Here is a 26,411-nt window from a genome sequence, read left to right as displayed (position 1 = left end):
GAGAAAACAAGATGAGTGCCGAAAGCAAGGCTGATATCCTGGAACTGACGGCTCACATCGTCAGCGCGTATGTTGAAAAGAACCAGTTGCCGGCGTCAGCCCTGCCCGAGTTGATCGCAAGTGTGAATGCCTCGATCGCAGCGCTTTCCAGTCCGGCCGAGACGCCCGTGGAACCGCTTGTTCCCGCCGTGAATCCCAAGAAATCCATCCAGAACGATCACATCGTCTGCCTGGAAGATGGAAAGAAGTTCAAATCCTTGAAACGGCATCTGGCGGTTCACTACGGTCTTACGCCCGAGGCTTACCGTACGAAATGGGGCCTGCCCAAGGACTATCCGATGGTTGCGCCGAGCTATGCCGCGCGCCGCTCCGAACTCGCCAAGCAATTGGGCCTCGGGAAAGCCTCGGTTGCCGAACCGGAACCCGAGCCGGCACCGAAGAAGACGCGCGCCGCGAAAGCGAAGTAACGCCAGCCTGTGTCATTTAACGAAACCCCGGTTCGCCGGGGTTTTTTATTGCGTCGCACAAAACGCATTGCTGCCATGCAGCATCAGCGCTTTTCGTTGCAACCGAAATTGCTATTTTGGCGAACGGGAGGATTGTTCTAAAAGAGACAGAGAACGATCATGAGTATCCGTACCAAGTTCCGCGAATGGCGCCTCTATCGGCAGACAGTCGACGAGTTGAGCCGTTGCACCAACCGCGATCTCAGCGATCTCGGCATCCAACGCTCCGACATCCGCTTTGTCGCCAAGGCCTCGGCGCGCGCCGCACGGTTCGGCTGATACAGCCTCATTGAAAAGGCACAAGCAAACGGGCTCTTCCGACACTGTCGGGGGCTCGTTTTTGTTTTGGGCGACGCGCTTTGCCGGCGCACCGTGGTCAGCGTAGAATTACAACGCCGCCCGATCTTTCCGTCACCGGAAACCTTAGTCCTGCGCGCTTGTCGTCCCCGCCGACAATCCGTTTTCGCCGTCTCCACGTACAATGATCCGTTGCATCAACGACATTCGGCGCGGGGACAATGGTACGAGACGAGCAGACAAAAGCGCAGCCCCGTCCGGTCCTCATCCTGTTCAGGGATGATCTTCGAATCCACGACAATCGAGCGCTTTCAGCCGCAGCCGACACCGGCGCGCCGGTCATCCCCGTCTATATCCGCGACAGGGAACCGGCCCGGCGCGATCTCGGCGCCGCCCGCCTCTGGTGGCTGCATCACTCCCTTTCCGAGTTGGCCGGCGCGCTTCAAAAGCTTGGCGCTCATCTTGTCCTGCAGGCTGGGCCGACCGCCACGACGCTCCACACTCTGATCGAAGAAACCGGCGCGACAGCCGTGTTCTGGAATCGCCGTTACGATCCGGCCTGCATAGAGCTCGATTCGTCCTTGAAGCTCGACCTGCGTAACCGGGGTCTCCACGTCGAAAGCTTTGACGGCCACTTGCTGCATGAGCCGTCGCTGACCAAGACCGGCGGCGGCACATCCTATAAGGTTTTCACACCGTTCTGGCGCTCTCTCTCCGGCCATATCGAACCCCGCGATCCCGTGGATGCCCCAAAGGCGCTGAAACCCTATCCCAGAAAACTGGCGTCGGACGATCTCAAGGACTGGAACCTCCTGCCAACCGCGCCTGATTGGGCGAAGCGTATCCGCGAGGCTTGGACCCCAGGAGAAACCGCGGCGCGTGCACGGCTCGACGATTTTCTGGGCGACGCGATCAAGGGGTATGCGGAACGACGCGACCTTCCCTCGGTGAATGGCACGTCGCGGCTTTCACCCCATCTCGCCTTCGGCGAAATTACGCCCTTTCAAATCTTTCGTGCCCTTCGATCGAAGACGATCGACGCCCCGACCGGCGATGTCGACACGTTCCGCAAAGAGGTCGGCTGGCGCGAATTCTCCTACCATCTGCTGTTCCACAACCCGGACCTGGCAACGCAGAACTTCAACCCCAGCTTCGACGCCTTCGCCTGGGAGAATGACGGCAAGCTGTTGAAAGCCTGGCAGAAAGGCCAGACCGGCTATCCCATCGTCGATGCGGGCATGCGCCAACTCTGGCAGAGCGGCTGGATGCACAACCGCGTGCGGATGATCACCGCGTCGTTCCTGATCAAGCACCTGCTGGTCGACTGGCGAAAGGGCGAGGCCTGGTTCTGGGATACGCTGGTCGATGCCGATCCAGCCAACAACGCCGCAAGCTGGCAGTGGGTGGCGGGGTCTGGTGCCGATGCGTCGCCCTATTTCCGCATCTTCAATCCGATTCTCCAGGGTGAAAAGTTCGATCCGAAGGGCGATTACATCAGACGTTTTGTGCCGGAACTTTCCGAACTGCCGGACAAATACATCCACAGCCCGTGGGCTGCATCAAAAGACGTTCTCGATGCCGCCGGCGTGAAACTCGGCACGAATTATCCCGTACCTGTAGTCGATCACAAAAAGGCGCGTGACCGCGCTCTGCAACTCTATAAGCGTCTGAAGGGACCCTCATGAACGTGGCGCCGATACATCGCGGACATGGCAATCGCAACAAGATCGCGGTGATCGGCTCCGGCATAAGTGGAGCATCCGCCGCCTGGGCGCTTCACCCAACCGCCGATGTCACCCTGTTCGAGGCTGCCGCGCGTCCGGGCGGCCATACCGCAACCGTCGATATCGATTACGATGGCAGGCCCGTTTCCGTCGACACCGGTTTCATCGTCTACAACACGCTGAACTATCCTGAACTGACCGCACTGTTTGAGCATCTCGACGTCGAGACGCAGGAAACCGAGATGAGCTTTTCGCTGTCGCTTGACGGCGGCAAGCTGGAATGGTCGGGCGCCAGCCTTAGTTCGATCTTCGCCCAGAAGCGCAATTTCTTCTCGCCGTCCTTCCTGTGGATGTTGCGCGAGATCCTGCGCTTCAACCGCGAATGCGTGGTCGACCGCGAGTCCGGCCTGCTCTTGCAGCACACGATCGGCGAATATATCGAGAAGAAGAAGTTTTCATCCTCCTTCCGCGACAACTACCTCATCCCGATGGCGGCTGCGATCTGGTCCACGCCACGTATCAAGATGCTGGATTTCCCCGCTGAGACCTTCATCAGCTTCTTCGAAAACCATCGCCTGATCCATCGTGAGCGGCCGAGATGGAAAACCGTCCGCAACGGCTCGGCAACTTATCTCGCCAAACTGCTTGCTCCGCTCGGCGACCGCCTCCGCCTGTCGTCTCCGGTCCGCTCGGTGGTGCGCGATGCGTATGGCGTCACGCTTTGGCATGGAGACGGCCACGCCGAGCGCTTCGACCAGGTGATCTTCGCCTGCCATAGCGACCAGGCGCTGGCCATGCTGGGCGACCCTTCCAGCACCGAATCGGATAGTCTTGGCGCGGTCAAATACCGGCCCAACCGCGTCATCCTGCATCGCGACACCAGCCTCATGCCGAAATCCCGCCAGGCCTGGGCGGCTTGGAACTATCTCCGCAGTTCAAAGGGCGACGGCGAATCGGAGGTCTGCGTCACCTACTGGATGAACCGGCTGCAGCATATCGACCCATCGATGCCGCTCTTCGTCTCGCTCAATCCGGCGGTCGAACCCGCAGCCAATCTGACCTTTGGCGAATGGGTCTACGATCATCCGCAGTTCGATGCGGCAGCCCTTGCAGCCCAGCAGCGCCTGCGCGGCATTCAGGGGCAGCGCAACACCTACTATGCCGGCGCCTGGACGGGTTACGGCTTCCATGAGGACGGCTTGAGATCGGGCCTCGATGCCGCCGCCGCACTTGGCGCCCAGGTGCCCTGGCGTTCATCGGTTCAAGCACTGGCCGCGGAGTAGCGGATATAGCCATGGCCAGGCACCAGCGCATCACGACGCTTCGGGACAACGGCCCGCCGCCACAGGCAGCGGGCACGCTCTATCCCGGCGAGGTCATGCATGCGCGCCTGAAGCCGTTCGGCCATCGCTTCGTCTATTCCGTGTTTTCGCTGCTGGTCGATATTGACAGGCTCGACGAACTGGGCCGGGCATCGCCTCTGCTGTCGGTCAACAGCAGCGGCATTTTTTCATTCTGGGAGAAGGATCACATCGAACGCGATGAAGAGACGGTACGCGGCTATGCCGACCGCCTTCTGACCGGTGCCGGTCTGGAACGGCCCGCCCGCATCCTCCTCCTGTGTTACCCCAGACTGTTCGGCTACACCTTCAATCCGATCTCGGTCTATTTCGCCTATGACGCCGATGGCACGCTGACGGCCCTTGTCTACGCCGTACGCAACACCTTTGGCGAGCGGCACAGCTACGTCGCGCCGATTCGGCCCGGTGATCTCACCGAGGCAGGCGTCCGCCAGACGCGCGCCAAGATTTTCCATGTCTCGCCCTTCATCGGGATGGATGCGCGCTACCATTTCCGCGTCATGCCGCCCGGCGAGACGGTCAAATTGCGCATTCACGAGACCGAGGGCTGCGATCCGGTTCTGTCGGCGACCTTTGCCGGCACAGCAAAGGTCCTTGGCACAGGCAACTTGTTGCTATGTCTCTTGAAGTTTCCTCTGATGACATGGAAGATCATGGCGGGGATTCACTGGGAAGCACTGAAACTCTGGCTGAAGGGAGCCAGGTTCCACAAAAGCCCGGCGCCACCCGCGACGGTCAGCCATAGGGATGCCCGCTGCGTTGAACCCGGTGAGTGAACCGCTTGCGAGGGATGGGATATGGCAGGTGGAAATTTGACTGAGGGTGCCCGAGACGACGTGATCGTGCTCGACAGCAGCAACGTTGCACAAGTCGTCAAGGGCCTGCCGATGAAGGCGCGCATGGTGCTGACCGCAGCCATCGGCCTTCCCTGCGGTTCGCTTCAGGTAAAAATGCCAGACGGACGCCAGGTGCGCGTTGAAGGCAAGGAGCCGGGCCCGGAGGCCCAGATCGTCCTGCATAACTGGAAATTGCCGGTGCGCGCCTTTTCGGGCGGCACGATCGGCATCGCCGAATCCTATATGGACGGCGACTGGGAAAGCCCGGACGTCACGACTTTCCTCGAATTGTTCGTCGTCAACAGCGAAACCGGCGAACGCCTTGCCGGCGGCAGCAACTGGTTCCTGAACACCGTCCAGCGCATTCGCCACTGGCTCAACGAGAACACCCGCACCGGCTCCAAGCGCAACATCTCCGCCCATTACGATCTGGGCAACGCGTTCTACCGCGAATGGCTCGATCCGAGCATGACCTATTCCTCTGCCCTTTATGAGACGGGCGCCAACGATCTCGAAGGCGCCCAGGCGGAGAAATACCGCGCCCTGGCCCGTGGCCTCGGCATCCGCCAGGAAGACAGCGTTCTGGAGATCGGCTGCGGCTGGGGCGGCTTTGCCGAATTCGCCGGACGGGAAATCGGTTGCAAGGTGACAGCACTAACCATCAGCCGCGAACAGTTCGACTTTGCCCAGGCACGAATCCAGAAGGCCGGGCTTGCCGATAAGGTTCAGATCAAGCTGCAGGACTATCGCGACGAGACCGCGCGCTACGACCGCATCGCTTCCATCGAGATGTTCGAGGCGGTGGGCGAGAAATACTGGTCGACCTTCTTTTCCAAGGTGCGCTCCTGCCTCAACCCGGGCGGCACGGCCGGTTTTCAGATCATCACCATCAACGAACAGGCCTTCCCGATCTACCGCAAGCGCCCCGATTTCATCCAGCGCTATGTCTTTCCCGGCGGCATGCTGCCGACACCGTCGATCCTCAAATCGCTCGGCGTCCAGCATGGGCTGGCACCGCTGAACGAGCTGATTTTCCCGCAGGACTATGCCCGCACGCTGGCCGACTGGCGGCAGCGCTTCTGGAACTCATGGGAACGCATCGTGCCGCTCGGCTTCGACGAGCGCTTCAAGAAGCTCTGGGAGTTCTACCTGCACTATTGCGAGGCGGGTTTCCGCGCCGAATATATCGACGTGCGCCAGGTCTTCTACAAAGCGTAAGAAGCTTCGAGCGCTATATGCGCTCGAAGCCTTCCGCAGGATCAAAGCGTAATTCTATACTTACCGAAGCCGTTCTCGCCATCTCCGGCCGGTTCGATCTTCACCGCTTTCACGCTTGAAATGTGATCCTTGGCCTTCGGTCCGGTTTCGAAGATCACCGTGGCGCCTTCGACCGGGACGAACGACCAGTTGGAATCGGCGGCGGGGTTGATGGTGCCCTGCTCGATGATGAACCGCACGATCACGTCGCGATTGGTATCGGGCGCATCGACCACAATCTTGGATTCGTTGATGCCGGGGAAATTGCCGCCGCCTCCGGCACGATAGTTGTTGGTGGCGACGATGAACTTCGCCGCCGGGTCGATCGGCTTGCCGTCATACATCAGGTCGACGATGCGGCTGGCCGTATTGTCCAGAACGTTGCCCTTGGGGTCGTATTTCGACGGCTGCGACACGTCGATCCTGTAGGTGACGCCATCGATCACGTCGAAATTATAGGGCGGAAAGTCCGGCGAGATGAGCAGCTGGTCGGGCTTGCCCGGTTCGATCCTGTTGAAGATGCCTGCCGAACGCTCCAGCCATTCCTTGACGTCCGCACCCGTGATCGCCACCGCGCGGACAGTGTTCGGATAGAGATAGAGGTCGGCGACATTCTTGATGGCAACGTCACCGGCTGGAACGTCGGTATAGTATTCCGGCCCGCCACGGCCGCCCGATTTGAAGGGTGCCGCGGCTGAAAGCACCGGCAGATCTTTCCACTGTGAATCTTCCAGCAGCTCCTCGATGTACCAGGTCTGTGCCTGGCTCACGATCTGCACCGAGGGATCGTCGGCCACGAGAGCGAAATAGGATTGCAGCGGCGCCGACGTCTTGCCGACCGGACGGCGCACATATTCCAGCGTTGCCGCGTGGTCTTCCTTCAAGGCATCAGCGATGCGTGGGTCATCTTCGACCGTCGCGACATTCTTGTTCTCGACCCGGTTGTAGATCGGGCGCGCCTCCGATGTCGCAGACACGACTTTCCAGGCATTGCCGTCGCGTTCCAGCAGCAGATCGATCAGGCCCATATGCGAGCCCCAGAACCCTGCCATGACAGCCGGCTTGCCCTGCAGCGTGCCGTTCTTGGCATCGACGCCTTCGAGCCCCTCGAAATCCTTCGGACCGGGGAAAACGAGATGCTGATGGCCCGTAAAGACCGCGTCGATACCCTCCACGCCTGCGAGGAAGAACGAGGCGTTTTCCATCATCTCGCTCTGCTTCACGTCGATGCCGGAATGCGACAGCGCGATCACGATATCGGCGCCTTCCTCCTTCATCTGGGGCACCCAGGCCTTGGCTGCCTGCACAATGTCGCGGGTAACAACCTTGCCTTTCAGATGCTTGGAATCCCACACCATGATCTGCGGCGGCACGAAGCCGATGATGCCGATCTTGATTGGATGCTCAGTGCCGGACCCGTCCTTCAGCTTCTTTTCGACGATCGTGTAGGGCTTCAGGAACAGCTTGTCGTCGCGCGGGTTCGCAGCGAGCTGTGTGCCGTTGGTCAGATTGGCGCAGACCACCGGAAACTGTGCGCCGGCCAGCGCCTTTTCCAGGAACGACAGCCCGTAGTTGAACTCGTGATTGCCCAGCGTCGAGCATTCGTAGCCCAACAGGTTCATGCCCTTCATCACGGGGTGGATGTCGCCGTCCTTCATGCCCTTTTCATAGGCGATGTAGTCGCCCATCGGGCTGCCCTGGATGAGATCGCCATTGTCCACCAGCATGGAGTTGGTGGCCTCCTTGCGGATGCCGTCGATCAGCGACGCGGTGCGCGCCAGTCCCATCGTGTCGTTCGGCTTGTCGGCATAATAGTCGTAAGGCAGCACGTTCACATGGATGTCGGTCGTTTCCATGATGCGAAGATGCGCCTGGTTGGCCTGGGCGCGCGCGGAGAAGGGGTGCAGCAGGATGAAGGTGCTGGCCGCCGCACCTCCCAGGAATGACCGCCGCGACAGGGCCGGGAACAGTTGGTTCATCTCTCGCTCCTCGTGGGATTGGAAGGATAGCTCCGAACCCGGAGCTTCGCCCCAAACCAACAGCGAGTCCAGCACAGGACGATGTCGGCGTCGTGCCGATACGGTTACATCAGCCCAATTCCGGCTTCATCCCAACTGCCGTGCGGTCGATCACCTCGCGCAGCGCGAAGGACGAGTTGATCTTGGTGACATGCGGCATCGCCGACAGCCATTCCTTGTGGATGCGCTCATAGTCGGCGAGATCCTTCGCCGCGATGCGCAGGATGTAGTCGTACTCGCCCGACATCAGGTGGCAGGACAGCACGTTGGGGCAGCGCTTTACCGCCGCCTCGAAATCGGACAGCGTTTTCTCGAACTGTCCGGACAGCGAGATGTGCACCAGCACCGTCATCTGGTAGCCGAGCGCCTTGTTGGACAAGCGCGCATGATAGCCCTTGATGACGCCGGATTTTTCCAGCGTATCCAGTCTGCGCGAACAAGCCGATTGGGACAGGCCGACCGTTTCCGCAAGCGCCGTATTGGCGATGCGGCCGTCCTTCTGGAGCGTGTCCAAAATGGCGATATCAATCTTGTCCAACGACACCGGCGAAAATTCCTTCGAAGAATGGGCGTTTCAGCGCAAGGATCATCGACAGCATAGGCTTTGAAGAGGCGCATTCGCAAACACTTTCACCCTGCCCCGTGGTTGAATCGCTGCAACCGGAAACACCCAAGCAGCAGGGAGGCTCGTATGCGTGTAGGTTGCCCCAAGGAAATCAAGAACCATGAGTATCGGGTCGGTCTGACCCCGGGTTCGGTGCGCGAATATGTGGCGCATGGCCACGAAGTGCTGGTCGAAACCGGCGCCGGCGCCGGCATCGGGGCTGATGACGGCGCCTATGCCGCCGCTGGCGCCCGCATCGCCAAGACCGCTGCCGACGTCTTCGCCAGGTCGGACATGATCGTTAAGGTCAAGGAGCCGCAGCCGAACGAATGGGTGCAGCTGCGCGAAGGCCAGATCCTCTACACCTACCTCCACCTCGCCCCGGATCCCGAGCAGACCAAGGGCCTGCTCGCCTCGGGCGTCACCGCCGTGGCCTATGAGACCGTGACCGACGAGCGCGGTGGTCTGCCGCTGCTCGCGCCAATGTCTGAGGTCGCAGGCCGGCTCGCCATCCAGGCCGGGGCCACCGCGCTGCAGAAAGCCAATGGCGGTCGCGGCGTGCTGCTAGGCGGCGTTCCGGGCGTTCTGCCGGGCAAGGTTGCCGTCATCGGCGGCGGCGTCGTTGGCTTGCATGCCGCGCGCATGGCCGCTGGACTGGGCGCAGACGTGACCATTCTCGACCGCTCGATTCCCCGCTTGCGCCAGCTCGACGATCTCTTCGCGGGTCGCGTCCACACCCGCTATTCCACGGTAGAAGCGTTGGAGGAAGAATGCTTCTCGGCCGATGTCATCGTTGGTGCGGTGCTCATCCCGGGTGCGGCTGCGCCCAAGCTCGTCAGCCGCGAAATGCTCAGCGGCATGAAGAAGGGTTCGGTGCTGGTTGACGTCGCCATTGACCAGGGCGGCTGCTTCGAGACTTCGCATGCCACCACCCATGCCGATCCGACCTATGAGGTAGACGGCGTGATCCACTATTGCGTGGCCAACATGCCCGGCGCCGTACCCGTCACCTCGGCCCATGCGCTCAACAACGCCACGCTGCATTACGGCTTGCAACTGGCGAACAAGGGCCTCAAGGCGCTGGCCGACGACGTACATCTGCGCAACGGCCTCAACGTGCATCGCGGTCGCATCACCAACCGCGCGGTGGCCGATGCACTGGGTTATGAGCTCGTGGAACCGGCGAAGGCGGTCATGGCCGCTTAAGCTCGGCGGCTTGCATCGACTGCACACGACAAAGGCTCGTCGGTATCTGGCGGGCCTTTTTCATGCCGCGGGCAACAAAAAAGCGGGGCAAAAACCCCGCTTCCTCGTGGTTTGGGAAGCCCGCCAGTCCATCCGTGGTCGGGCTTCCCAATCGACATCTGCCTTATACCGTCTGAATGTAACGGGACTGCGACAGCTGAATACCAATGTGAATCGCAACGGTTAACAAATCGTTAACGCGGCTCAATCCGGCATTGATAGCAATTGTTCCGGGCCGAGCGGACATGGACGTAGGCGACGTCATCGCGGTTCAACAGTGCGCCCGCCCGGGCAGGGACTTCCTTCGTCGCGACAACCCCGCCGGTGCCGTAAACGATCCGGTCGTCACAACTGTAGCCGCGAATGATGAAGTCGGGCGTGCCTTGCATGATTTCCGGAATCTCCTCGGCGTCTCCAGCGTGTCCGCACTCGTCGGCATGAAGGAAGATCGGTCCGGTTTCGGCAAAGGCTTGGAGCTTTGTAAATGGCCGATAGGCGAAGAGCAGATAGCTTTCCCCCTCCCTCACGTCCCGCAGACAATGCCTGCATGGAACCCCGTCGCCATCTGAAACACGGCGCTCCGGCTGCATGCCGTAGGCATCGTCGCCACCAGCCCAAATCGCTTTCGCGTACTCCGTAGGAATCGCCTTGAACAAGACCGACATTTGAAGACTCCGCTCTCATAGTTTCGAGCAGAGCTAGATGACCGCGTCGACTCGGGCCACCCGTTTCATGCCGGCGCAGCCGTTAGTCGATCAGCGCATCGAGCCCGGCAGCATCCTCCTGACGAGGACGAGCGGTGACAGAGCAGGCCCCGCTCAAGCAAGCGGAGCCTGCTCTGCTTCGTCAGCGAATGAAATCGTCGAAGCGCCGCAATGTGACACGCCGGTTCTGCCAGTTTTCATTGGGCGTCGGCACCAGAAGAAACTGCTCCCCATAGCCAACCGTTTCCAACGCCCGCGGCGGCAGTCCGAAGGACCGCACCAGCGTCCATTTCAGCGACTCTGCACGGTTCTCCGAAAGGACCTGGTTGGCATGGTCGGAACCCACAGCATCTGTATGCCCTTCGATGAGAACCCTCGCCCGAGGATTACGGCGCAAGATGCGGCTCAACGCATTGGCGATGGTTTCCACCTTGCCATATTGCGAACGTGGGATTTCGGCTGAGCCAAATGCGAAGTTGATCGACTGGATGTTGATCGATGGCGCCGCGCGGCGTAGTTCGGGCCGACGCTTGAATTCCTGCACCGTGACGCGTTGCTCCGGGCGCAACCGCATCCGCGGCGCAGCGTCCAATTGCCGCTCGATCTGGCTGGATGACGGGGTCGTCGCTTGGGCCAAGGCAATAGAGGGCATCGCGAGGGCAGTAACCAGTCCGGCGGCGAAAAATCTGCGATTGATCATGGCATTCCCTTCCAGGGCAACGTGTTGTTTCGCCGTGGACAATTGCCGATCGCAGATGAATCGGCGCTGAACGAGACGTTCAGGCGGCAGTCGGGAACATTAGCGCATCACGCTGATCGAGCGCTCCTGGAAGCTCATCGGGCGGAGAAACTCCTTCTTCTGCGCCACCGGAACGAAGCCGACTTTCTGATACAGCGGCAGTGCCGCCGGGTGGTCCAGCGTACAGGTCTGGATGATCACGGTCTTGGGATTTTGTGCCCATGCGGCCTGGATCGCTGCACCGACGAACCAGCGGCCGAGCCCCTGGCCGGTGGCATGATCCATCAGCCCGAAATACATGATCTCGGTTTCCGACTGATGCGGATGCGGCTTGATGTCGAACATTCCAGCCGGCGCGCCATCGAGATACAACACCCGTATGTCACGATCCTCGCGATGCAGCGCAGCGGCCAATTCCTCGTCATCCAGCCGCAGCGCGTTGACCCAATGCCATTTCCGCCCGACCCGATCCTGCAGATAGCGATAGAAATGCAGCGGGATGTCTTTTGCGCGCAGCAGCGCGAGCTGCCGACCGGACGGCATCGCTGCATAATGCTTCGGGGGCTCCGCCATTTCGAGGAACGTCACCGTCACCTCAATCGGCTCGCCGTCATTGATGATCGGCTCGCCGTTATTGATCTGGCCCATCATCAACCCTTGCCGGTCACGACCGGCGTATCCGCCTGGCTGCCCCATTCGGTCCAGGAGCCGTCATAGAGACGATTGTCCTTCTGGCCCAACGACTGCAATGCCAGGGATATGACCGCTGCCGTAATGCCCGAGCCGCATGACGTGACCACCGGCTTGGACAGATCGAGACCCGCGGTCTCCAGCACCGCGCGCAATTCGTTCAGGGGCAGCAACTCCCCGTCTTTCGAAAGACTGGAAGAAGGGACGCTTTTTGCGCCCGGCATATGGCCGGATCGCAGGCCGGCGCGCGGCTCAGGCTCTTCGCCGGCGAAACGTCCTGCCGATCGGGCGTCGGCCACCTGCACCTCTCCCTTGTCGACGATCTCACGCATTTCATCCAACAGAACGACGCTGGAAGCGTCGAGATCGGCGTGGAACACGCATGGCGCGACCTTGGTTACCTCTGTCGTCAGCGGCCGACCCTCGGCTTTCCAGCGGTCCAGCCCGCCATCGAGAATATAGACCTGGAAAACGCCCATGACGCGGAACATCCACCATGCGCGCGGCGCCGACATATAGCCCGGACCATCATAGACGACGATGGTGTCGTCGGCCGATATGCCCAGGGCGCCAACGGCCTTGGCGAAATGCAGGGCAGAAGGAAACGTATGCGGCAGCTTCGATTCGGGGTCGCTGACCGCTTCATGATCGAAGAACACCGCGCCCGGTATGTGGCCTGCTTCATATTCCGCATTCGGGTCGCGCTTGGCGGCAGGCAGGTACCACGAAGCATCGACGATGGTCAGTCCGGGCGTGCCCAGACGGCTTTGAAGCCAGTCCGCATCCACCACAAAGGCGCTTTTCTCACTCATGCTGTCCTCACTCTGTCACGCCGACGGCGCAGGGCCGAAACGAAGCCGGAAGCGGCGGTTCTCACGCCCCTTCTTTTCAATCTTGCCGATATGGATGTCGCCGATCTCGCCGGTCCAGGCGACATGGGTGCCGCCGCAGGGCTGGCTGTCGACCGATGCGCCCTCGCCGATGCAAACCAGCCGGATGCGGCCGGTGCCCACAGGCGGGCGCACATTCTTGGATTTGACCAGCCCCGGATTGGCGGCGAACTCCTCATCGCTGATCCAGCGGATGAAGATGGGATGGTGGGCGCGGATCAGGTCCATCACGCGCTCCGTCGCCTCTTCCTTGGACATGCCGCCTTCCGGCATGTCGAAATCGACCCGGGAATCGTCTTCGGACACTGACGCGCCGGTAATCGGCAGCGGGCATACCACCGAAAGCAGGTGGCAGGCGGCGTGCATCTTCATCAGGCGGTAGCGGCGATCCCAGTCGATCGACAGTCCAACGGTTTCGCCGACCTGCGGCACCGAGGCGCCCTCGGCGCGCAGATGAATGATCTGTTCCTTGGTCTCGCCGGTCACGGTACCGGAAATGGCGATGCGCGATCCATCGGCTCGGACCATGTGGCCGGTATCGCCAGGCTGGCCGCCGGACGTCGCATAGAAAATGGTCCGATCCAGCACGATCCCTCCGGTGTCCGTCACCGCCGTGACCTCAGCCGTGGTCTCCTTGAGATAGGCATCGTCGCGAAACAGGGCGACGGTGGGTGAGACGGTCATGCTTGCTCCAGAGGCGCTTGGATCGACGTCGTGCGGTCCAGCCATTCCGGCACGGGCAGGTTCTTGCTGCGCAGGAATTCCGGGTTGAACAGCTTGGACTGATAGCGCGTACCATAATCGCACAGCACCGTCACGATGGTGTGCCCGGGGCCAAGCTCGCGCGCCAGACGAATGGCGCCGGCAATGTTGATGCCCGTCGATCCGCCGACACAAAGCCCTTCTTCCTGGATGAGATCGAACACGATCGGCAGCGCTTCATCGTCCGGTATCTGGAAGGACTGGTCTGGTACAAAGCCCTCGAGATTGGCGGTGATCCGCCCCTGCCCGATGCCTTCGGTGATCGAACCGCCTTGCGAGGCGAACTCGCCCGTCGTGTAATAGCTGAAGAGTGCTGCGCCCAGCGGATCGGCCAGGCCTATCTTGACGCTGGGGTTTTTCTCCCGAAGCCCAATCGCGACACCGGCCAATGTGCCGCCAGAGCCCACAGCAGACACGAAGCCGTCGACCTTGCCATCGGTCTGCAACCAGATTTCCTGGGCCGTGGTCTGGATATGACCGTCGCGATTGGCCAAATTGTCGAACTGGTTGGCCCATATAGCCCCACTCGGCTCGGTTCTGGCCAATTGCTCGGCCAGCCGGCCGGAAACCTTCACATAGTTGTTCGGATTCTTATAGGGCGCCGCCGGCACCTCGATCAGTTCGGCGCCGAGCAGGCGCAAGGCGTCCTTCTTTTCCTGGCTTTGCGTTTCGGGAATAACGATCACGGTGCGGTAGCCCAGCGCCTTGGCGACCAGCGTCAGCCCGATGCCGGTATTGCCCGCCGTTCCCTCCACGATCACGCCGCCAGGCTTCAGCAGCCCACGCTTTTCGGCATCGCGAATGATGAATAGCCCTGCCCGGTCCTTGACCGACTGGCCGGGATTCATGAATTCGGCCTTGCCGAGGAGTTCGCAGCCGGTTTCCTCCGACGCCCTTTTCAAGCGAATGAGCGGAGTGTTTCCAATCGCGTCGATGACCGAACCGTACATTGCAATGTTCCTTGTGGACGCCGCGAAACTAGAAACCTGCGGCCAGCCTTTCAAGGCACGAAATTTTGCTTTGTTAGAAACCTTCGGATGAAATACCACTTTCCGTGGGGCGCGCGGTCAGTCCGACCGGAAAGGTTGATCCGGGACGGGCCGAATTGCGTAAGTGACAGTGAAGCATCGGGCGGCTCGCGCGAAAAGCGCGGCCTAGTGGCGAATGAGCGAACGCGTCGACATCAACGAATTGGAGGATCTGCTTGTCGGGTATGCGGCTGGCACGCTCCCGATACCCGCTCATGTGCTGGTTGCAGCGCATCTGGAGATGAACCCGGAGAGGCAGCGTTTCGTCGACGCGATTGAAACCTTGTCCGGCGATGCACTCTCGGACCAGGCACCGATCGATCTGTCGGACGGCGACGCCCGCTTGCGCACCATCATCGGACAGCCACCGCTGCCGTCGCCGCCTCCGCTTGACGATCCCGTCTTTCCGAAAGCATTGCGCGCCTTTGCCGGCTTTTCTTCGAATGAAATCCCCTGGCGGACCAAACTGCCGGGCCTGAAGGAGTATTCCTTCGGCGACATTGATGGGTGCGAAACAGCGCTTTTATGGGCTCGCGCAGGCAGGGCCCTGCCCGACCATACCCATGAAGGACGGGAGTTGACGCTGGTTCTGTCGGGAAGCTTTTCCGACAAGCGAGGCTGCTTCGAACGTGGCGATATCTCGATTGCCGATGAGATGCTCGATCACCGGCCTGTCGCCGGCAAGGATGGGCCCTGTCTTTGCCTGAGCGTCATAGAAGGGAAGTTGCGACTGACCGGCTCACTTTTCCGCAAGCTCGGCGACATTATCGGCACATAGTCGTCGCCATAAAACCGCCCAAGTCAGATTCGGCTTTCCTTGCCGCTCGACTGCGACTACACCTAGAGTCAGCTTTGTTGCAGTGCGGGATATTCTTACATGGCTTTGTACCGGGCAAACCCGGCGGATGGTGTGGTCTGGATCACAGGCGGAGCCACCGGCATAGGCCGCGCGGTTGCCCTTCAGTTGGCTGAGCGAGGCTTTACGGTCGTCGTCAGCGGCCGCGACGCGGATCCTGCAATCGCCGCGCTGACCGCGGCGAAAGAGTTTTCCGACCGCCTTTTCGACCATCCCTGCGACGTGCGCGATGCCGAGGCCATGGCGCGGGCCGTGAACGAGATCGAAGAACGCTACGGCCCCATTACGCTCGCTCTCCTCAATGCCGGCCAGTACATCCCGGTGATGGGCGAACGCCTGAACGTCCACGACTTCCGCCAGACCTATGAAGTCAATCTGTTCGGCATCATCAACGGCATGGTGCCGCTGTCGGAACGCATGCAGAGGCGCGGCGGCGGCCAGATCGTGATGATGGGCTCGGTGGCAAGCTACTTCGGCCTGCCGAGCACGGCGGCATACGGCGCGACCAAGGCGGCGATCAACGTCATGGCGGAGTCGCTGCGCTACGATTTCGACCGCATGAACATTCGCCTTCAGGTGATCAATCCCGGCTTCATTCACACCGCGCTGAGCCGGCGTTCGCCTTTCGCCATGCCGGGTCTGATGAACGTCAACAGTGCAGCGGCCCGGATCATCAAGGCCATGAACACCGACCGTTTCGAGGTCAGTTTCCCGCGCCGCCTGACCTGGACGCTCAAACTGCTCAACCTCACGCCGCATCGTCTGCGCCGCGCCGTCATTGCCCGCGCCACCCGTCCCCGCGAACAACCGCTTCAGGTCAAGCAGTCCGCACCCGCGGAATAACAGTCTATGCCTTCGGGCGCGCGTCCCTGGCGAACAGATAGACAACGAGCGCCAGCCCCAGCGCGGCCACGTAAAACCAGAACAAAGCTGCATAGGCAGTCGCGGGATTGCTCGGGTCGGTCGCCGCCGTCGCAACCGCGCCGGTAGCGAATTGCATGGCGCCGACCCCTCCGATGGAAAAGAAGTTCATCAGCGTCACGCCCCGGCCCACCAGATGCGCCGGTACGAAAGCGCGCGCATGCGCCATCATCATGCCATAGCCGCCACCGCTGACGCCGATCACGATCAAAACCAGCGCGCTCAGCCAGATGTCGTCGGCGCCATTGATGGCCAGGAATGCGAGGGCTGCCAGCGCAACGGCGTTTCCGCCGATCATCACCCATTTGCGCGTGCCGAACATTGTGTCCAGCGGCCCGTAGACAAAGGCGCCGACGGCCATTGAAATCGCCATGAAGAAGGTGACGTTGCCGATCGTCAGCGAATCGGCGCCGAACACGTCGGCGAGATAAGGCCCCGCCCAAAGGCCCCTGATCCCCGCCGACGGCGCATAGGTCAGCGCCATCAAAGGGATGAGCGGCCACAAGACCCGCATGCGAAACAGCGCGGCATAACCGGCAAAGCCGGAGCGATCCTCCCTCATGTCCGTCGGCGCTGCCGGATCCCGCAGCAGGGCAAGCACGGCCAGAGCGACCAGCAGGGTGACGGCTCCCAGCCCGAGCATCACCGCACGCCAGCCGAACAGAACGGAGGCTTCGGCAAGGGGCGCTGCTCCCAAGATGTTGCCGAGCGTGCCGAAGGCGACGAACCACGAGGTCAGAACGGAAAAACGGGCGACGGAATAGGTCCGCGCGAAGATGAACAAGGCTGCCATCAGAACCGGCGCGCAGCCCACGCCGATCATCGCCATGGCCAGCGTGATCATCGACGCGCTGTCGGCAAGCGCGAAGACCAGCGCGCCGCCTGCTCCGCCAAAGGCCAGAAGCGTGGCGGCGGTGCGCCGGGGGCCGAACTTGTCGAGCGAAACGCCGATTGCAAATTGGGAGAAGGCGAAGGCCAGGAAAAACGCGCCCGACGCCTCCGACAACTCAGCCTTCGTCGCGCCAAGCTCAGCGATCAGCGCCGGCGTCAGCACGGCGAGAAACGAACGGTAGAACTGCGACAGCACGTAGCCGATCGCGAGAATTGCGATGCTCGCCATTGTCCCTCCCATGTCGGACCAAAGCCCCTTCCCTCCCGGCAGGAAAAAAGGCGGCCGAAGCTTTCGCCTCGTCCGCCTTACGTCACATCGCGCCGCGCCACAATTCTACCAGTGGCGACAGCTCATAGGGGCAAGCGCTGCTATCAGGCTGCCTTGGCAGCCGGCTTGCGGCCGCCGCCGAAGCCCCGGCGCTTGGCGCGGAACGGTTTGCCGTCGGCCTGCTTGGCGCCACCCGGCTTCTGGCCGTTGCGGTTTCCGCCGGGGCGCTGGCCCTGCGGCGCGCGGTTGCGCGGCTGGTCGTTCGCCGCTTCGATGCGGCGGTCTTCCGGCGAACGCTGCGGATCGGGCTGGCCGAGATGATCGGCCTCGACCGGCAGCTTCATGCGGATGATCTTCTCCACCGCGCGCAGCTTGGCGTTCTCGGTCGGGTCGACCATGGTGATCGCAATGCCGTCGGCGCCGTTGCGGCCGGTGCGGCCGATGCGGTGAATATAGCTCTCCGCCTCATCCGGCAGATCGAAGTTCACGACATGGCTGATGCCGGGCACGTCGATGCCGCGAGCGGCGATGTCGGTGGCGACGAGGATCCGGACCGAACCGCTGCGGAAGCCGTTCAGCGCGCTCTGCCGCGCATTCTGCGACTTGTTACCGTGGATGACTGCGGCCGGGAAGCCGTCGCGCTCGAGATCGCGCGTCACGCGGTCCGCGCCGTGCTTGGTGCGCACGAAAATGATGACGGAGCGCATCGATTCGTCGGCCAGCATCTTCGACAGGATCTGGCGCTTCTGCTTGGTACGGGCCAGCACGACGCTCTGCTTGATCTCGGCAGCTGCGGTACCCTGCGGCGCCACTTCGACGCGGGTCGGGTTGCGCAGCAAGCCACGAGCGAGGTCGGCGATTTCATCCGGCATGGTCGCCGAGAACAGCGCGGTCTGACGCGCAGGATGCGTCGCCTTTGCGATGCGCTTGACATCGTTGATAAAGCCCATGTCGAGCATGCGATCCGCCTCGTCCAGCACCAGCCATGTGGTGTCGGCCAAAACGAGGTCGCCCTCGCGTACCAGATCGGTCAGGCGGCCCGGCGTTGCGATCAGAACGTCCACACCCGGCTGGATCTTCTTGACCTGAGAGAAGCGCGAAACGCCGCCCAGCACAAGCGCTGTCGAGATATGCGCGCCCTTGGCGAGCGTGCGGATGGTCTCTTCGATCTGCACGGCAAGCTCGCGCGTCGGCGCAAGGATCAGAGCGCGCGCGGTCTTGGGACGGCGCTTGCTGCCGAGCGCCATGATCTTGGACAGGATCGGCAGCGCGAAAGCTGCGGTCTTGCCGGAGCCTGTCTGGGCGATGCCGAGGATGTCGCGGCCTTCCATCTGCGGCGGAATGGCCGCGATCTGGATAGGCTTGGGCTCGGTATAGCCGGCCACTTCGGTCGCCTTGAGCAGCAGACCGGTGATTCCGAGCGTGGCGAAGCCGATCGGCTCGCGCGAACGCTGCGTGGTATCTTCTTGGTTCAAAACAAACTTCTTTCAGCGGCGTAGCCGCAAACGTCAGCCTTGGCAGGGCGCAACCTGCCGAGCTTTAAATATAGGAAAACGACAAGGCGGCGGACGCTCGCGTCCACGCGGCTGCGCTGTCGTGCCCGCACACTTTGCGGGCAAAGCCCCCGATCCGTTCGGTCGGGAGACAGACGCAACCAGTCTCTTAGAGAAAGCCGGTCAAGCCGGCCCAAGCGCCTACAACCGCGCATATGGACCATTTGTGCACAGAAAGCAAGGGAATGCTGCGACGCAAAATCTCGCGCTGGGAAATCCCGCAATGCTATGACTTTGAAATTCGAGGGGGACATCGATGATTAAACTGTTTGTCAAAGCAGCTACCCGCTTTGGGCGATTGGCCGTTCTGTTTTTCGTCGTGCCTGCCTTCCTCATCGGCGCCGTGTGGCTATCCCTCCTTGATCGCTACCCAATGGCTGTGCTGGCAAGTTCCATCGTCATCATTCCGATGCTGCTGCTGGCCGTGACTCTGCTGCTCGGAACGCTTTTCCCTGGCGTTCGAGAAAAGTCCGAGCCCGGCGTCACCGACGAACAGGCACCCGGCATTTGGCGGCTCTGGCGCGAGGTCGCGGGCGAGAAACAGGCAAACAAGACCGTCATCGTGATCAATGAAGACTACAATGCGGGCATCGCTGAAACCCGCGGATTCAAGGGTCGAAAACCTGTCCTGTTCATCGGCCTTCCTCTTCTGGCCCTTTTCGATGAACGCGCCGTAAAAGCGGTTCTGGCGCATGAACTGGCGCATTTTCAATACAAGGATACCAACGGTTCCCTGAAGCTGATGGACCTGGAAATGAGCTTCGACGCAATCTTCGACTATGCGCCGCCGGGTCGGACGGTATCGGGAAGCGTGCTCTACTGGGCGCTCGGCCCCATCGCAAAGGCATTTCACAAAGAGGAGATGCGCCTGTCGAGAGCCGCCGAGATCAAGGCAGACCGCCTTTCAGCCGAACTTGGCGATGCCTATGAAACGGCCCGCTCACTGATGCTTCTTGTCGCGGGCGGCCAACTCTTGAAGGATCGCGTTTACGACCCCTTGAATCGGGAGGTGCGGGGCGCAATGTCCGTTCCCAAACCGCCGATGATGCGCATCCTGAAGGAAGCACACCGCCTGCAAAACGCCGCGTTTGTGCAGAAGACGCTGCTGGTGCCGGATCCTGACGGCTCCGACGACAGCGAATCGACACATCCAAATTGGCGCAAGCGCCTAGCCGCTCTCGGCTACGAGGAATTGCCTCTGATAGACCCGCCTATAGGCTCTGCTTTGGACCGCACACTCAGCAGAGCCTTCACCGCCGAGAAAATCGCGGAGTTGGATACCAAATGGACATCGATGGTGGCTGATTATCTCGACCGCTGACTGACAGTCAAACCGTCAGGAACCGCCGAACCTCAGGCTTGTCCAGATCCTCGGCAGGGCCGGTATGGACGATCATGCCACGATCCATGATGTTCACCTCGTCCGCCAGTTCACGGCAGAAGTCGAGATATTGCTCGACGAGCAGGATGGCGATGCCGGCGCTGTCGCGCAGATAACGGATGGCGCGGCCGATATCCTTGATGATCGACGGCTGGATGCCCTCGGTCGGCTCATCCAGAACCAACAGTTTCGGCCGCATGACCAGCGCCCGGCCGATCGCCAGTTGCTGCTGCTGGCCACCCGAGAGGTCGCCGCCGCGACGGCCCAGCATCTGTTTCAGCACCGGAAAAAGCTCGAAGACATGCTCCGGGATGTTGCGGTCGGCGCGCTTGAGGGGTGCAAAGCCGGTTTCAAGATTTTCCTTCACCGACAGGAGCGGAAACACCTCCCGCCCCTGCGGCACGAAAGAGATGCCCGACCGGGCGCGATCGTATGCCGCGCTCCGGTCGAGCGCCTTCCCCTCGAAGGCAACCGTACCCGATGTCAGCCTGTGGTGGCCGACGATCGATCTCATCAAACTTGTCTTGCCCACGCCGTTGCGGCCGAGCACGCAGGTGATCTTGCCGGCATCCGCGTTGAGCGTCACGCCGCGCAGCGCCTGGGCCGCGCCATAGTGCAAGGTGGCATTGGACACTTCCAGCAGCATCAGCGTCGTCTCCGCCACGGCAAGGCCGGCATCAGGAACCGGGCAATCGGCACACGCCACATCATGCTCATCTCCCCAGATAGACTTCGACGACGCGGTCGTCGGCCGAGACGAAATCCAGCGTACCTTCCGACAGGACCGAGCCTTCGTGCAGGCAGGTGACCTTCACGCCGAGCTCGCGCACGAAATGCATGTCGTGCTCCACGACCACAACCGAATGGGTCTTGGCGATATCCTTGAGCAAGCGCGCCGTCTCTTCGGTCTCGGCGTCGGTCATGCCGGCCACCGGCTCGTCGACCAGCAGAAGCTTGGGATCCTGCGCCAGAAGCATGCCGATCTCCAGCCATTGCTTCTGCCCGTGCGACAGGTTTGCACCCAGCATATGGCGCTTGTCGCCCAGGCGTATGATGCCGAGAATATCGTCGATGCGCCGCGCCTCGTCCGCCGTCTTGCGATGAAACAGCGCCGGAAAGATCGAGCGCGGCCCCTTCAGCGACAGCATCAGGTTGTCTTCGACCGTGTGGCTCTCGAACACCGTCGGTTTCTGGAACTTGCGGCCGATGCCCATCATCGCGATGTCGGCCTCGTCGTGCCGCGTCAGGTCGATCTCGCCGTTGAAATAGACCTCGCCGCTATCGGGCTTGGTCTTGCCGGTGACGATGTCCATCATCGTCGTCTTGCCTGCGCCATTCGGGCCGATGATGGCGCGCATCTCGCCCCGGTCGAGCACCAGCGACAGATTGTTGATCGCCCTGAACCCGTCGAAGGAGACCGACACGCCGTCGAGATAGAGGATGGTTCCGCTCTTGCTCATGCTCACTCCGCCGGCTGGGGTTCGGGAGCGCCGCCGGTGGCAGACGCCTGCCACTCCCGCTGCTGCGGCGTCGGCGCGGCCGGCGCTCCAGCCGAGGGCGGCAAAGCGGCCGCCTTGCGCTCGCGATGGGTGGCCATCCAGTGGTCCCACATGCCGATGACACCGCGCGGCAGGAACAGGGTCGTGGCGATGAACAGGCCACCCAATGCGAACAGCCAGTATTCCGGCAGCACGCCTGTGAACCAGCTCTTGCCGGCATTGACCAAAAGCGCGCCGACGATCGGGCCGACAATGGTGCCGCGCCCGCCGACCGCCGTCCAGATCACCACCTCGATGGAATTGGCCGGTGCGAACTCGCCGGGGTTGATGATGCCGACCTGCGGCACATAGAGCGCCCCCGCGATGCCGGCCATAACGGCCGAGACCGTGAAGGCGAAGAGCTTCACGTTTTCGGGCCGCCAGCCGATGAATCGCGTCCGGCTCTCGGCGTCGCGCACGGCGATCAGCAGCTTTCCGTATTTCGAGTTGATGATCGCCCAGGTGATGAACACGCCGAGCGCCAGCGCCACCGCGCTGGCGGCGAAAATCGCCGAGCGCGTCGTGTTGGCCTGCACGTTGAAGCCGAGAATGTCCTTGAAATCGGTCAGGCCGTTGTTGCCGCCGAAACCCATGTCATTACGGAAGAAGGCGAGCAGCAGCGCATAGGTCATCGCCTGGGTGATGATGGAGAGGTAAACGCCGGTGACGCGGCTGCGGAAGGCGAACCAGCCGAAGACAAAGGCCAGAAGCCCCGGCACCAGCATGACCATGATGGCGGCGAACCAGAACTGGTCGAAACCGTACCAGAACCACGGCAGCTCCTTCCAGTTCAGGAACACCATGAAGTCCGGCAGGATCGGATTGCCGTAGACGCCCCGGTCGCCGATCTGCCGCATCAGATACATGCCCATCGCATAGCCGCCCAGCGCGAAGAACGCGCCGTGGCCGAGCGAGAGAATGCCGCAATAGCCCCAGACCAGATCGAGCGCGAGCGCCAGAAGCGCAAAGCAGAGATACTTGCCCACCAGCGCGACCATGTAGCTCGGCACATGAAATGCGCTGTCCGGCGGCAGGGCGATGTTGAGGATCGGCACGACAATCGCCGCCCCCAGAAGAAGCCCGATGGTGATGAAGACGCGCCGGTCGGCGCCGTTGGCGAAGAAGCGTCGCGTGATCATGCTTCCACCGCCCTGCCCTTGAGCGCGAACAGGCCGCGCGGGCGCTTCTGGATAAACAGGATGATGAGCACCAGGACCAGGATTTTGCCCAGTACAGCCCCCGCATAAGGCTCGAGGAACTTGTTGAGGATGCCGAGCGACATGGCGCCCACCAGTGTGCCCCACAGATTGCCGACGCCGCCGAACACCACCACCATGAAACTGTCGATGATGTAGCCCTGGCCAAGATCGGGCGAGACGTTGTCGACCTGGCTGAGCGCCACGCCGGCAATGCCGGCAATGCCCGATCCCAGCGCAAAGGTGAAAGCGTCGACCCACGGCGTGCGGATGCCCATGGATGCGGCCATGCGGCGATTGGCGGTGACGGCGCGCATCTGCAGGCCCCATGCCGTCCGGTTGAAGATGTAGAGCAGCAGCACGAATACCGCGAGCGAGAACACCACGATCCAGAGCCGGTTCCAGGTGATCGCCATTTCGCCGAGCTGGAACGAGCCGGACATCCAGGACGGGTTGCCCACCTCCCGGTTGGTCGGCCCGAAGATGGTGCGCACCAGTTGCTGCAATACCAGCGAAACGCCCCAGGTGGCGAGCAGGGTCTCCAGCGGCCGGCCATAGAGAAAGCGGATCAGGCCGCGCTCCATCACGAGCCCGACAAAGCCGGCGACGAGGAAGGCCAGCGGCAGCGCAATCGCGAGTGAGTAGTCGAACAGGCCGGGATAGGAGGTGCGGATGATGTTCTGCACCACGAAGGTGGTGTAGGCGCCGATCATCACCATCTCGCCATGCGCCATGTTGATGACGCCCATGACGCCGAAGGTTATGGCCAGGCCGATAGCGGCCAGAAGCAGCACCGATCCCAGCGAAATCCCGTACCAGACGTTCTGGGCCGCGTTCCAGACGGCGATGGTGCTCTCGATACCGGCAGCGGCGGAAGCAGCAGCCTCGCGGAGCGCGCCTTCGGAACGGCCCTGATAGCTGACCAGCAGCGACAAAGCGGAGCGGTCGCCGCGCGCGCCGATCACCTCGATGGCCGCCAGCTTATCGGCTTCCGGCAGGTCTGAGGCGAGAACGGCAGCAGCGCGTGCCTGGATCATGCGCTCCTTGACGCTGGCGACGTCTTCCTTCGCGATTGCAGCGTCGAGACCCTCGATGGCGGCCGGATCGGGGCTGATGAACATGGTGTCGGCGGCCCGTTGGCGCACTGCGGGGTTCGGCGACCCAAGGGTCAGCGTAGCGAACACTTCGCGAATGGAGCGGCGCAGGCCGTTGTTGACCTTCACCTTGGTAAGCTCGGTGGTGGCCGCCTCGCCCACCTCGTCGCCGGAAATCGGATCGAACAGCTTGGCGCGCCCGGCACGCTCGCTGACGATGAAAACGGTGTTGTCGGACTTGCGGAAACTGACATTGCCGTCCGACAGCGCATTGAGCACCCGGCCCACGACGGGGTCACCAGTCGCGCCCAGGCTGCGAACGATTTCTTCGGTCTCGCGGAAATTCTTGGCTGAGGACAGGCCACCGATCGTCTCGCGCAGCGCCGTCTCATTGGATTGGGCGCTGGCACCGGAGGTCGCAAACAGCAGGATGAGCAGGCCGATGGCGCGCAGGAATGTCATGTCGCAGCGATTCCGTTTCTTCGGAAAACGATCCGGGCAGAACTCCGCCCGGATCGGTGCCTGAAGGATCAGGCATTCAGCTCAACTCAGTTCGTGCCTTTGCCGCCGCACTTGCCGGCCGCGACGTTGAAGTTGCCGCAGGACATCGGGGCGCGCCAATCGGCGATCAGGTCCTTGGAGTCCGGCAGATAGTCCGACCATTCGTCGCCGACCACGAGGCCCGAGGTCTGCCACACCGTCTCCATCTGGCCGTCGGCCTGGATTTCGCCGATCAGAACCGGCTTGGTGATGTGGTGGTTCGGCATCATCGCCGAGTAGCCGCCCGTCAGGTTCGGCACAGAAACGCCGATGATGGAGTCGATCACCGCATCGGGCTCGGTCGTGCCGGCCTTCTCGACAGCCTTGATCCACATGTTGAAGCCAATGACATGGGCTTCCATCGGATCGTTGGTCACGCGGTCGGGGTTCTTGGTGTACTCCTTCCACTTGGCGATGAAGTCGGCATTCTCGGGCGTGTCGACCGACTGGAAGTAGTTCCAGGCCGTCAGGTGGCCGACGAGCGGCGCGGTGTCGAGACCGGCGAGTTCCTCCTCGCCCACCGAGAAAGCCACGACCGGGATGTCTTCGGCCTTGATGCCCTGGTTGGCGAGTTCCTTGTAGAACGGCACGTTGGCGTCGCCATTGATGGTCGAGACCACGGCGGTTTTCTTGCCGGCGGAACCGAAATTCTTGATGTCGGTCACGATGGTCTGCCAGTCGGAGTGACCGAACGGCGTGTAGTTGACCATGATGTCTTCCTTCGCCACGCCCTTGGATTCGAGATAGGCCTGAAGGATCTTGTTGGTGGTCTGCGGATAGACATAGTCGGTACCGGCAAGCACCCAGCGTTCCACGCCCTCGTCGTTCATCAGATAGTCGACCGCCGGAATGGCCTGCTGGTTGGGCGCTGCACCCGTGTAGAACACGTTGCGCTGGCTTTCCTCGCCTTCATACTGAACCGGGTAGAACAGGATGTTGTTGAGTTCCTCGAACACCGGCAGCACCGACTTGCGCGACACCGAGGTCCAGCAGCCGAAGACGGCCGAAACCTTGTTCACCGAGATCAGCTCGCGTGCCTTTTCGGCAAACAGCGGCCAGTCGGACGCCGGGTCGACGACCACGGCCTCAAGCTTCTTGCCGAGCAAGCCGCCCTTCTTGTTTTGCTCGTCGATGAGGAACAGCATCGTGTCCTTCAACGTCGTCTCGGAAATCGCCATCGTACCCGACAGCGAGTGCAGGATGCCGACCTTGATGGTCTCCTCCTGCGCATAGGAAGGCACCGCGAAGCTCATGCTCGTCGCCAGGACGCTCGCAGCCAACATGGTCTTGATACCGTAGAAACTGCCCCTCATTCCCATTATCTCCGAATGGTTGTTTGCATTGCACAATCAGATGCAACGCCCATGCCAGTTCGCAGGAATGCGGAGCCGTAAAAATTTAATGAACGAAATCAGCGTCGTGAGCCGGCTTCAAATCGGCAATACGCAAGAATGCGCGGAGTGACGCCTAAATATGAGAGAAATTTGCGCAGATGGAGCCAAGGTCGGCACA

The 26,411-nt window shown here is 61.7% G+C and carries 25 protein-coding genes; 10 read left to right on the top strand and 15 right to left on the bottom strand.

Translation table 11 applies throughout. The features are described from left to right. The first annotated feature begins 11 nt into the window (after nt 1-11). The 6 genes from ICI42_RS10230 to ICI42_RS10205 all read left to right on the top strand — a co-directional run bounded on the left by ICI42_RS10230 (nt 12) and on the right by ICI42_RS10205 (nt 5,942). Nucleotides 12-467 carry a MucR family transcriptional regulator gene (locus ICI42_RS10230; RefSeq protein WP_188164429.1) on the top strand — a complete coding sequence of 152 codons (456 nt, stop codon included), beginning with the start codon at nt 12-14 and terminating at the stop codon, nt 465-467. A gap of 159 nt (nt 468-626) precedes the next feature. Next, a complete protein-coding gene (locus ICI42_RS10225) occupies nt 627-785 on the top strand; it encodes a DUF1127 domain-containing protein (protein WP_188164428.1) in 159 nt (52 codons plus the stop codon). A gap of 239 nt (nt 786-1,024) precedes the next feature. Next, a complete protein-coding gene (locus ICI42_RS10220) occupies nt 1,025-2,488 on the top strand; it encodes a cryptochrome/photolyase family protein (RefSeq protein ID WP_188164427.1) in 1,464 nt (487 codons plus the stop codon). Then, nucleotides 2,485-3,810, top strand: coding sequence for an NAD(P)/FAD-dependent oxidoreductase (locus ICI42_RS10215; RefSeq protein ID WP_188164426.1), 1,326 nt, complete (start codon nt 2,485-2,487; stop codon nt 3,808-3,810). The genes ICI42_RS10220 and ICI42_RS10215 overlap by 4 nt, the downstream gene beginning before the upstream one ends. Nucleotides 3,811-3,821: 11 nt before the next feature. Next, complete coding sequence (locus tag ICI42_RS10210; protein ID WP_188164425.1) at nt 3,822-4,664, top strand: DUF1365 domain-containing protein; 843 nt, start codon at nt 3,822-3,824, stop codon at nt 4,662-4,664. A gap of 21 nt (nt 4,665-4,685) precedes the next feature. After that, nucleotides 4,686-5,942, top strand: a complete 1,257-nt coding sequence (locus tag ICI42_RS10205; RefSeq protein WP_188164424.1) for an SAM-dependent methyltransferase — start codon at nt 4,686-4,688, stop codon at nt 5,940-5,942. Nucleotides 5,943-5,983: 41 nt separating this feature from the next. Here ICI42_RS10205 and ICI42_RS10200 read toward each other — a convergent pair whose 3' ends face one another. Together ICI42_RS10200 and ICI42_RS10195 are read right to left on the bottom strand one after the other, a co-directional pair. Beyond that, nucleotides 5,984-7,960, bottom strand: coding sequence for a bifunctional 2',3'-cyclic-nucleotide 2'-phosphodiesterase/3'-nucleotidase (locus tag ICI42_RS10200; protein WP_188164423.1), 1,977 nt, complete (start codon nt 7,958-7,960; stop codon nt 5,984-5,986). A 109-nt stretch (nt 7,961-8,069) separates the two neighbouring features. Continuing rightward, entirely contained in the window at nt 8,070-8,543 is a 474-nt protein-coding gene (locus ICI42_RS10195) for an Lrp/AsnC family transcriptional regulator (protein WP_188164422.1), read from the bottom strand. 147 nt (nt 8,544-8,690) lie between these two features. Here ICI42_RS10195 and ald point away from each other — a divergent pair, with 147 nt between their 5' ends. Beyond that, nucleotides 8,691-9,809, top strand: a complete 1,119-nt coding sequence (ald, locus tag ICI42_RS10190; RefSeq protein WP_188164421.1) for an alanine dehydrogenase — start codon at nt 8,691-8,693, stop codon at nt 9,807-9,809. A gap of 233 nt (nt 9,810-10,042) precedes the next feature. Here ald and ICI42_RS10185 read toward each other — a convergent pair whose 3' ends face one another. The 6 genes from ICI42_RS10185 to ICI42_RS10160 all read right to left on the bottom strand — a co-directional run bounded on the left by ICI42_RS10185 (nt 10,043) and on the right by ICI42_RS10160 (nt 14,583). Further along, nucleotides 10,043-10,513, bottom strand: a complete 471-nt coding sequence (locus ICI42_RS10185; RefSeq protein WP_188164420.1) for a DUF1203 domain-containing protein — start codon at nt 10,511-10,513, stop codon at nt 10,043-10,045. Nucleotides 10,514-10,694: 181 nt separating this feature from the next. After that, on the bottom strand, nt 10,695-11,252 hold the full coding sequence (locus tag ICI42_RS10180; RefSeq protein ID WP_188164419.1) for an OmpA family protein: 558 nt from the start codon (nt 11,250-11,252) through the stop codon (nt 10,695-10,697). 99 nt (nt 11,253-11,351) lie between these two features. Beyond that, nucleotides 11,352-11,939, bottom strand: coding sequence for a GNAT family N-acetyltransferase (locus tag ICI42_RS10175; protein WP_188164497.1), 588 nt, complete (start codon nt 11,937-11,939; stop codon nt 11,352-11,354). A 2-nt stretch (nt 11,940-11,941) separates the two neighbouring features. Beyond that, nucleotides 11,942-12,793, bottom strand: a complete 852-nt coding sequence (gene sseA / locus ICI42_RS10170; protein WP_188164418.1) for a 3-mercaptopyruvate sulfurtransferase — start codon at nt 12,791-12,793, stop codon at nt 11,942-11,944. A 15-nt stretch (nt 12,794-12,808) separates the two neighbouring features. Beyond that, the gene (locus tag ICI42_RS10165; protein ID WP_188164417.1) at nt 12,809-13,555 is read right to left on the bottom strand and encodes an alanyl-tRNA editing protein; all 747 of its coding nucleotides are present in this window, start codon (nt 13,553-13,555) and stop codon (nt 12,809-12,811) included. Continuing rightward, nucleotides 13,552-14,583 (bottom strand): cysteine synthase A, encoded by a 1,032-nt coding sequence (locus tag ICI42_RS10160; protein WP_188164416.1) that lies wholly within the window; start codon nt 14,581-14,583, stop codon nt 13,552-13,554. Before ICI42_RS10160 ends, ICI42_RS10165 begins: the two co-directional genes overlap by 4 nt. A gap of 214 nt (nt 14,584-14,797) precedes the next feature. On the opposite strand from ICI42_RS10160, the gene ICI42_RS10155 reads away from it, so the two are divergent. After that, a complete protein-coding gene (locus ICI42_RS10155) occupies nt 14,798-15,439 on the top strand; it encodes a ChrR family anti-sigma-E factor (RefSeq protein WP_188164415.1) in 642 nt (213 codons plus the stop codon). A gap of 99 nt (nt 15,440-15,538) precedes the next feature. Beyond that, nucleotides 15,539-16,360 carry an SDR family NAD(P)-dependent oxidoreductase gene (locus tag ICI42_RS10150; protein ID WP_188164414.1) on the top strand — a complete coding sequence of 274 codons (822 nt, stop codon included), beginning with the start codon at nt 15,539-15,541 and terminating at the stop codon, nt 16,358-16,360. A 4-nt stretch (nt 16,361-16,364) separates the two neighbouring features. On the opposite strand, the gene ICI42_RS10145 is transcribed toward ICI42_RS10150, so the two are convergent. After that, nucleotides 16,365-17,558: an MFS transporter gene (locus tag ICI42_RS10145; RefSeq protein ID WP_188164413.1), complete on the bottom strand. Its 1,194-nt coding sequence runs from the start codon at nt 17,556-17,558 to the stop codon at nt 16,365-16,367. Nucleotides 17,559-17,701: 143 nt separating this feature from the next. Next, nucleotides 17,702-19,072, bottom strand: a complete 1,371-nt coding sequence (locus ICI42_RS10140; protein WP_188164412.1) for a DEAD/DEAH box helicase — start codon at nt 19,070-19,072, stop codon at nt 17,702-17,704. Nucleotides 19,073-19,712: 640 nt separating this feature from the next. On the opposite strand from ICI42_RS10140, the gene ICI42_RS10135 reads away from it, so the two are divergent. Beyond that, nucleotides 19,713-20,471 (top strand): M48 family metallopeptidase, encoded by a 759-nt coding sequence (locus tag ICI42_RS10135; RefSeq protein WP_210317066.1) that lies wholly within the window; start codon nt 19,713-19,715, stop codon nt 20,469-20,471. Nucleotides 20,472-20,478: 7 nt separating this feature from the next. On the opposite strand, the gene urtE is transcribed toward ICI42_RS10135, so the two are convergent. The 5 genes from urtE to urtA form a co-directional block, all read right to left on the bottom strand. Then, nucleotides 20,479-21,174: an urea ABC transporter ATP-binding subunit UrtE gene (urtE, locus tag ICI42_RS10130; RefSeq protein ID WP_188164496.1), complete on the bottom strand. Its 696-nt coding sequence runs from the start codon at nt 21,172-21,174 to the stop codon at nt 20,479-20,481. Nucleotides 21,175-21,244: 70 nt separating this feature from the next. Then, on the bottom strand, nt 21,245-21,991 hold the full coding sequence (gene urtD / locus ICI42_RS10125) for an urea ABC transporter ATP-binding protein UrtD (RefSeq protein ID WP_188164410.1): 747 nt from the start codon (nt 21,989-21,991) through the stop codon (nt 21,245-21,247). Between the two features lie 2 nt (nt 21,992-21,993). Next, nucleotides 21,994-23,208, bottom strand: a complete 1,215-nt coding sequence (urtC, locus tag ICI42_RS10120) for an urea ABC transporter permease subunit UrtC (protein ID WP_188164409.1) — start codon at nt 23,206-23,208, stop codon at nt 21,994-21,996. Beyond that, the gene (gene urtB, locus ICI42_RS10115) at nt 23,205-24,821 is read right to left on the bottom strand and encodes an urea ABC transporter permease subunit UrtB (RefSeq protein ID WP_188164408.1); all 1,617 of its coding nucleotides are present in this window, start codon (nt 24,819-24,821) and stop codon (nt 23,205-23,207) included. Before urtB ends, urtC begins: the two co-directional genes overlap by 4 nt. A gap of 86 nt (nt 24,822-24,907) precedes the next feature. After that, the gene (gene urtA, locus ICI42_RS10110) at nt 24,908-26,182 is read right to left on the bottom strand and encodes an urea ABC transporter substrate-binding protein (protein WP_407945148.1); all 1,275 of its coding nucleotides are present in this window, start codon (nt 26,180-26,182) and stop codon (nt 24,908-24,910) included. Nucleotides 26,183-26,411 lie beyond the last annotated feature (229 nt).

The sequence above is a fragment of the Oryzicola mucosus genome (assembly GCF_014534685.1).
Classification (GTDB): Bacteria; Pseudomonadota; Alphaproteobacteria; order Rhizobiales; family Rhizobiaceae; genus Oryzicola; species Oryzicola mucosus.
The sequence above is the reverse complement of the archived record's forward strand: the minus strand, read 5'-3'. Positions and strand labels throughout refer to the sequence as shown.

What these genes read in the sequence shown, in the direction of transcription:
- ICI42_RS10230 (WP_188164429.1), top strand. Translation starts at nt 12, where the DNA reads ATGAGTGCCGAAAGCAAGGCTGATATCCTGGAACTGACGGCTCACATC.
- ICI42_RS10225 (WP_188164428.1), top strand. Translation starts at nt 627, where the DNA reads ATGAGTATCCGTACCAAGTTCCGCGAATGGCGCCTCTATCGGCAGACA.
- ICI42_RS10220 (WP_188164427.1), top strand. Translation starts at nt 1,025, where the DNA reads ATGGTACGAGACGAGCAGACAAAAGCGCAGCCCCGTCCGGTCCTCATC.
- ICI42_RS10215 (WP_188164426.1), top strand. Translation starts at nt 2,485, where the DNA reads ATGAACGTGGCGCCGATACATCGCGGACATGGCAATCGCAACAAGATC.
- ICI42_RS10210 (WP_188164425.1), top strand. Translation starts at nt 3,822, where the DNA reads ATGGCCAGGCACCAGCGCATCACGACGCTTCGGGACAACGGCCCGCCG.
- ICI42_RS10205 (WP_188164424.1), top strand. Translation starts at nt 4,686, where the DNA reads ATGGCAGGTGGAAATTTGACTGAGGGTGCCCGAGACGACGTGATCGTG.
- ICI42_RS10200 (WP_188164423.1), bottom strand. Translation starts at nt 7,960, where the DNA reads ATGAACCAACTGTTCCCGGCCCTGTCGCGGCGGTCATTCCTGGGAGGT.
- ald (WP_188164421.1), top strand. Translation starts at nt 8,691, where the DNA reads ATGCGTGTAGGTTGCCCCAAGGAAATCAAGAACCATGAGTATCGGGTC.
- ICI42_RS10185 (WP_188164420.1), bottom strand. Translation starts at nt 10,513, where the DNA reads ATGTCGGTCTTGTTCAAGGCGATTCCTACGGAGTACGCGAAAGCGATT.
- ICI42_RS10180 (WP_188164419.1), bottom strand. Translation starts at nt 11,252, where the DNA reads ATGATCAATCGCAGATTTTTCGCCGCCGGACTGGTTACTGCCCTCGCG.
- ICI42_RS10175 (WP_188164497.1), bottom strand. Translation starts at nt 11,939, where the DNA reads ATGGGCCAGATCAATAACGGCGAGCCGATCATCAATGACGGCGAGCCG.
- sseA (WP_188164418.1), bottom strand. Translation starts at nt 12,793, where the DNA reads ATGAGTGAGAAAAGCGCCTTTGTGGTGGATGCGGACTGGCTTCAAAGC.
- ICI42_RS10165 (WP_188164417.1), bottom strand. Translation starts at nt 13,555, where the DNA reads ATGACCGTCTCACCCACCGTCGCCCTGTTTCGCGACGATGCCTATCTC.
- ICI42_RS10160 (WP_188164416.1), bottom strand. Translation starts at nt 14,583, where the DNA reads ATGTACGGTTCGGTCATCGACGCGATTGGAAACACTCCGCTCATTCGC.
- ICI42_RS10155 (WP_188164415.1), top strand. Translation starts at nt 14,798, where the DNA reads ATGAGCGAACGCGTCGACATCAACGAATTGGAGGATCTGCTTGTCGGG.
- ICI42_RS10150 (WP_188164414.1), top strand. Translation starts at nt 15,539, where the DNA reads ATGGCTTTGTACCGGGCAAACCCGGCGGATGGTGTGGTCTGGATCACA.
- ICI42_RS10145 (WP_188164413.1), bottom strand. Translation starts at nt 17,558, where the DNA reads ATGGCGAGCATCGCAATTCTCGCGATCGGCTACGTGCTGTCGCAGTTC.
- urtD (WP_188164410.1), bottom strand. Translation starts at nt 21,991, where the DNA reads ATGAGCAAGAGCGGAACCATCCTCTATCTCGACGGCGTGTCGGTCTCC.
- urtC (WP_188164409.1), bottom strand. Translation starts at nt 23,208, where the DNA reads ATGATCACGCGACGCTTCTTCGCCAACGGCGCCGACCGGCGCGTCTTC.
- urtB (WP_188164408.1), bottom strand. Translation starts at nt 24,821, where the DNA reads ATGACATTCCTGCGCGCCATCGGCCTGCTCATCCTGCTGTTTGCGACC.
- urtA (WP_407945148.1), bottom strand. Translation starts at nt 26,182, where the DNA reads ATGTTGGCTGCGAGCGTCCTGGCGACGAGCATGAGCTTCGCGGTGCCT.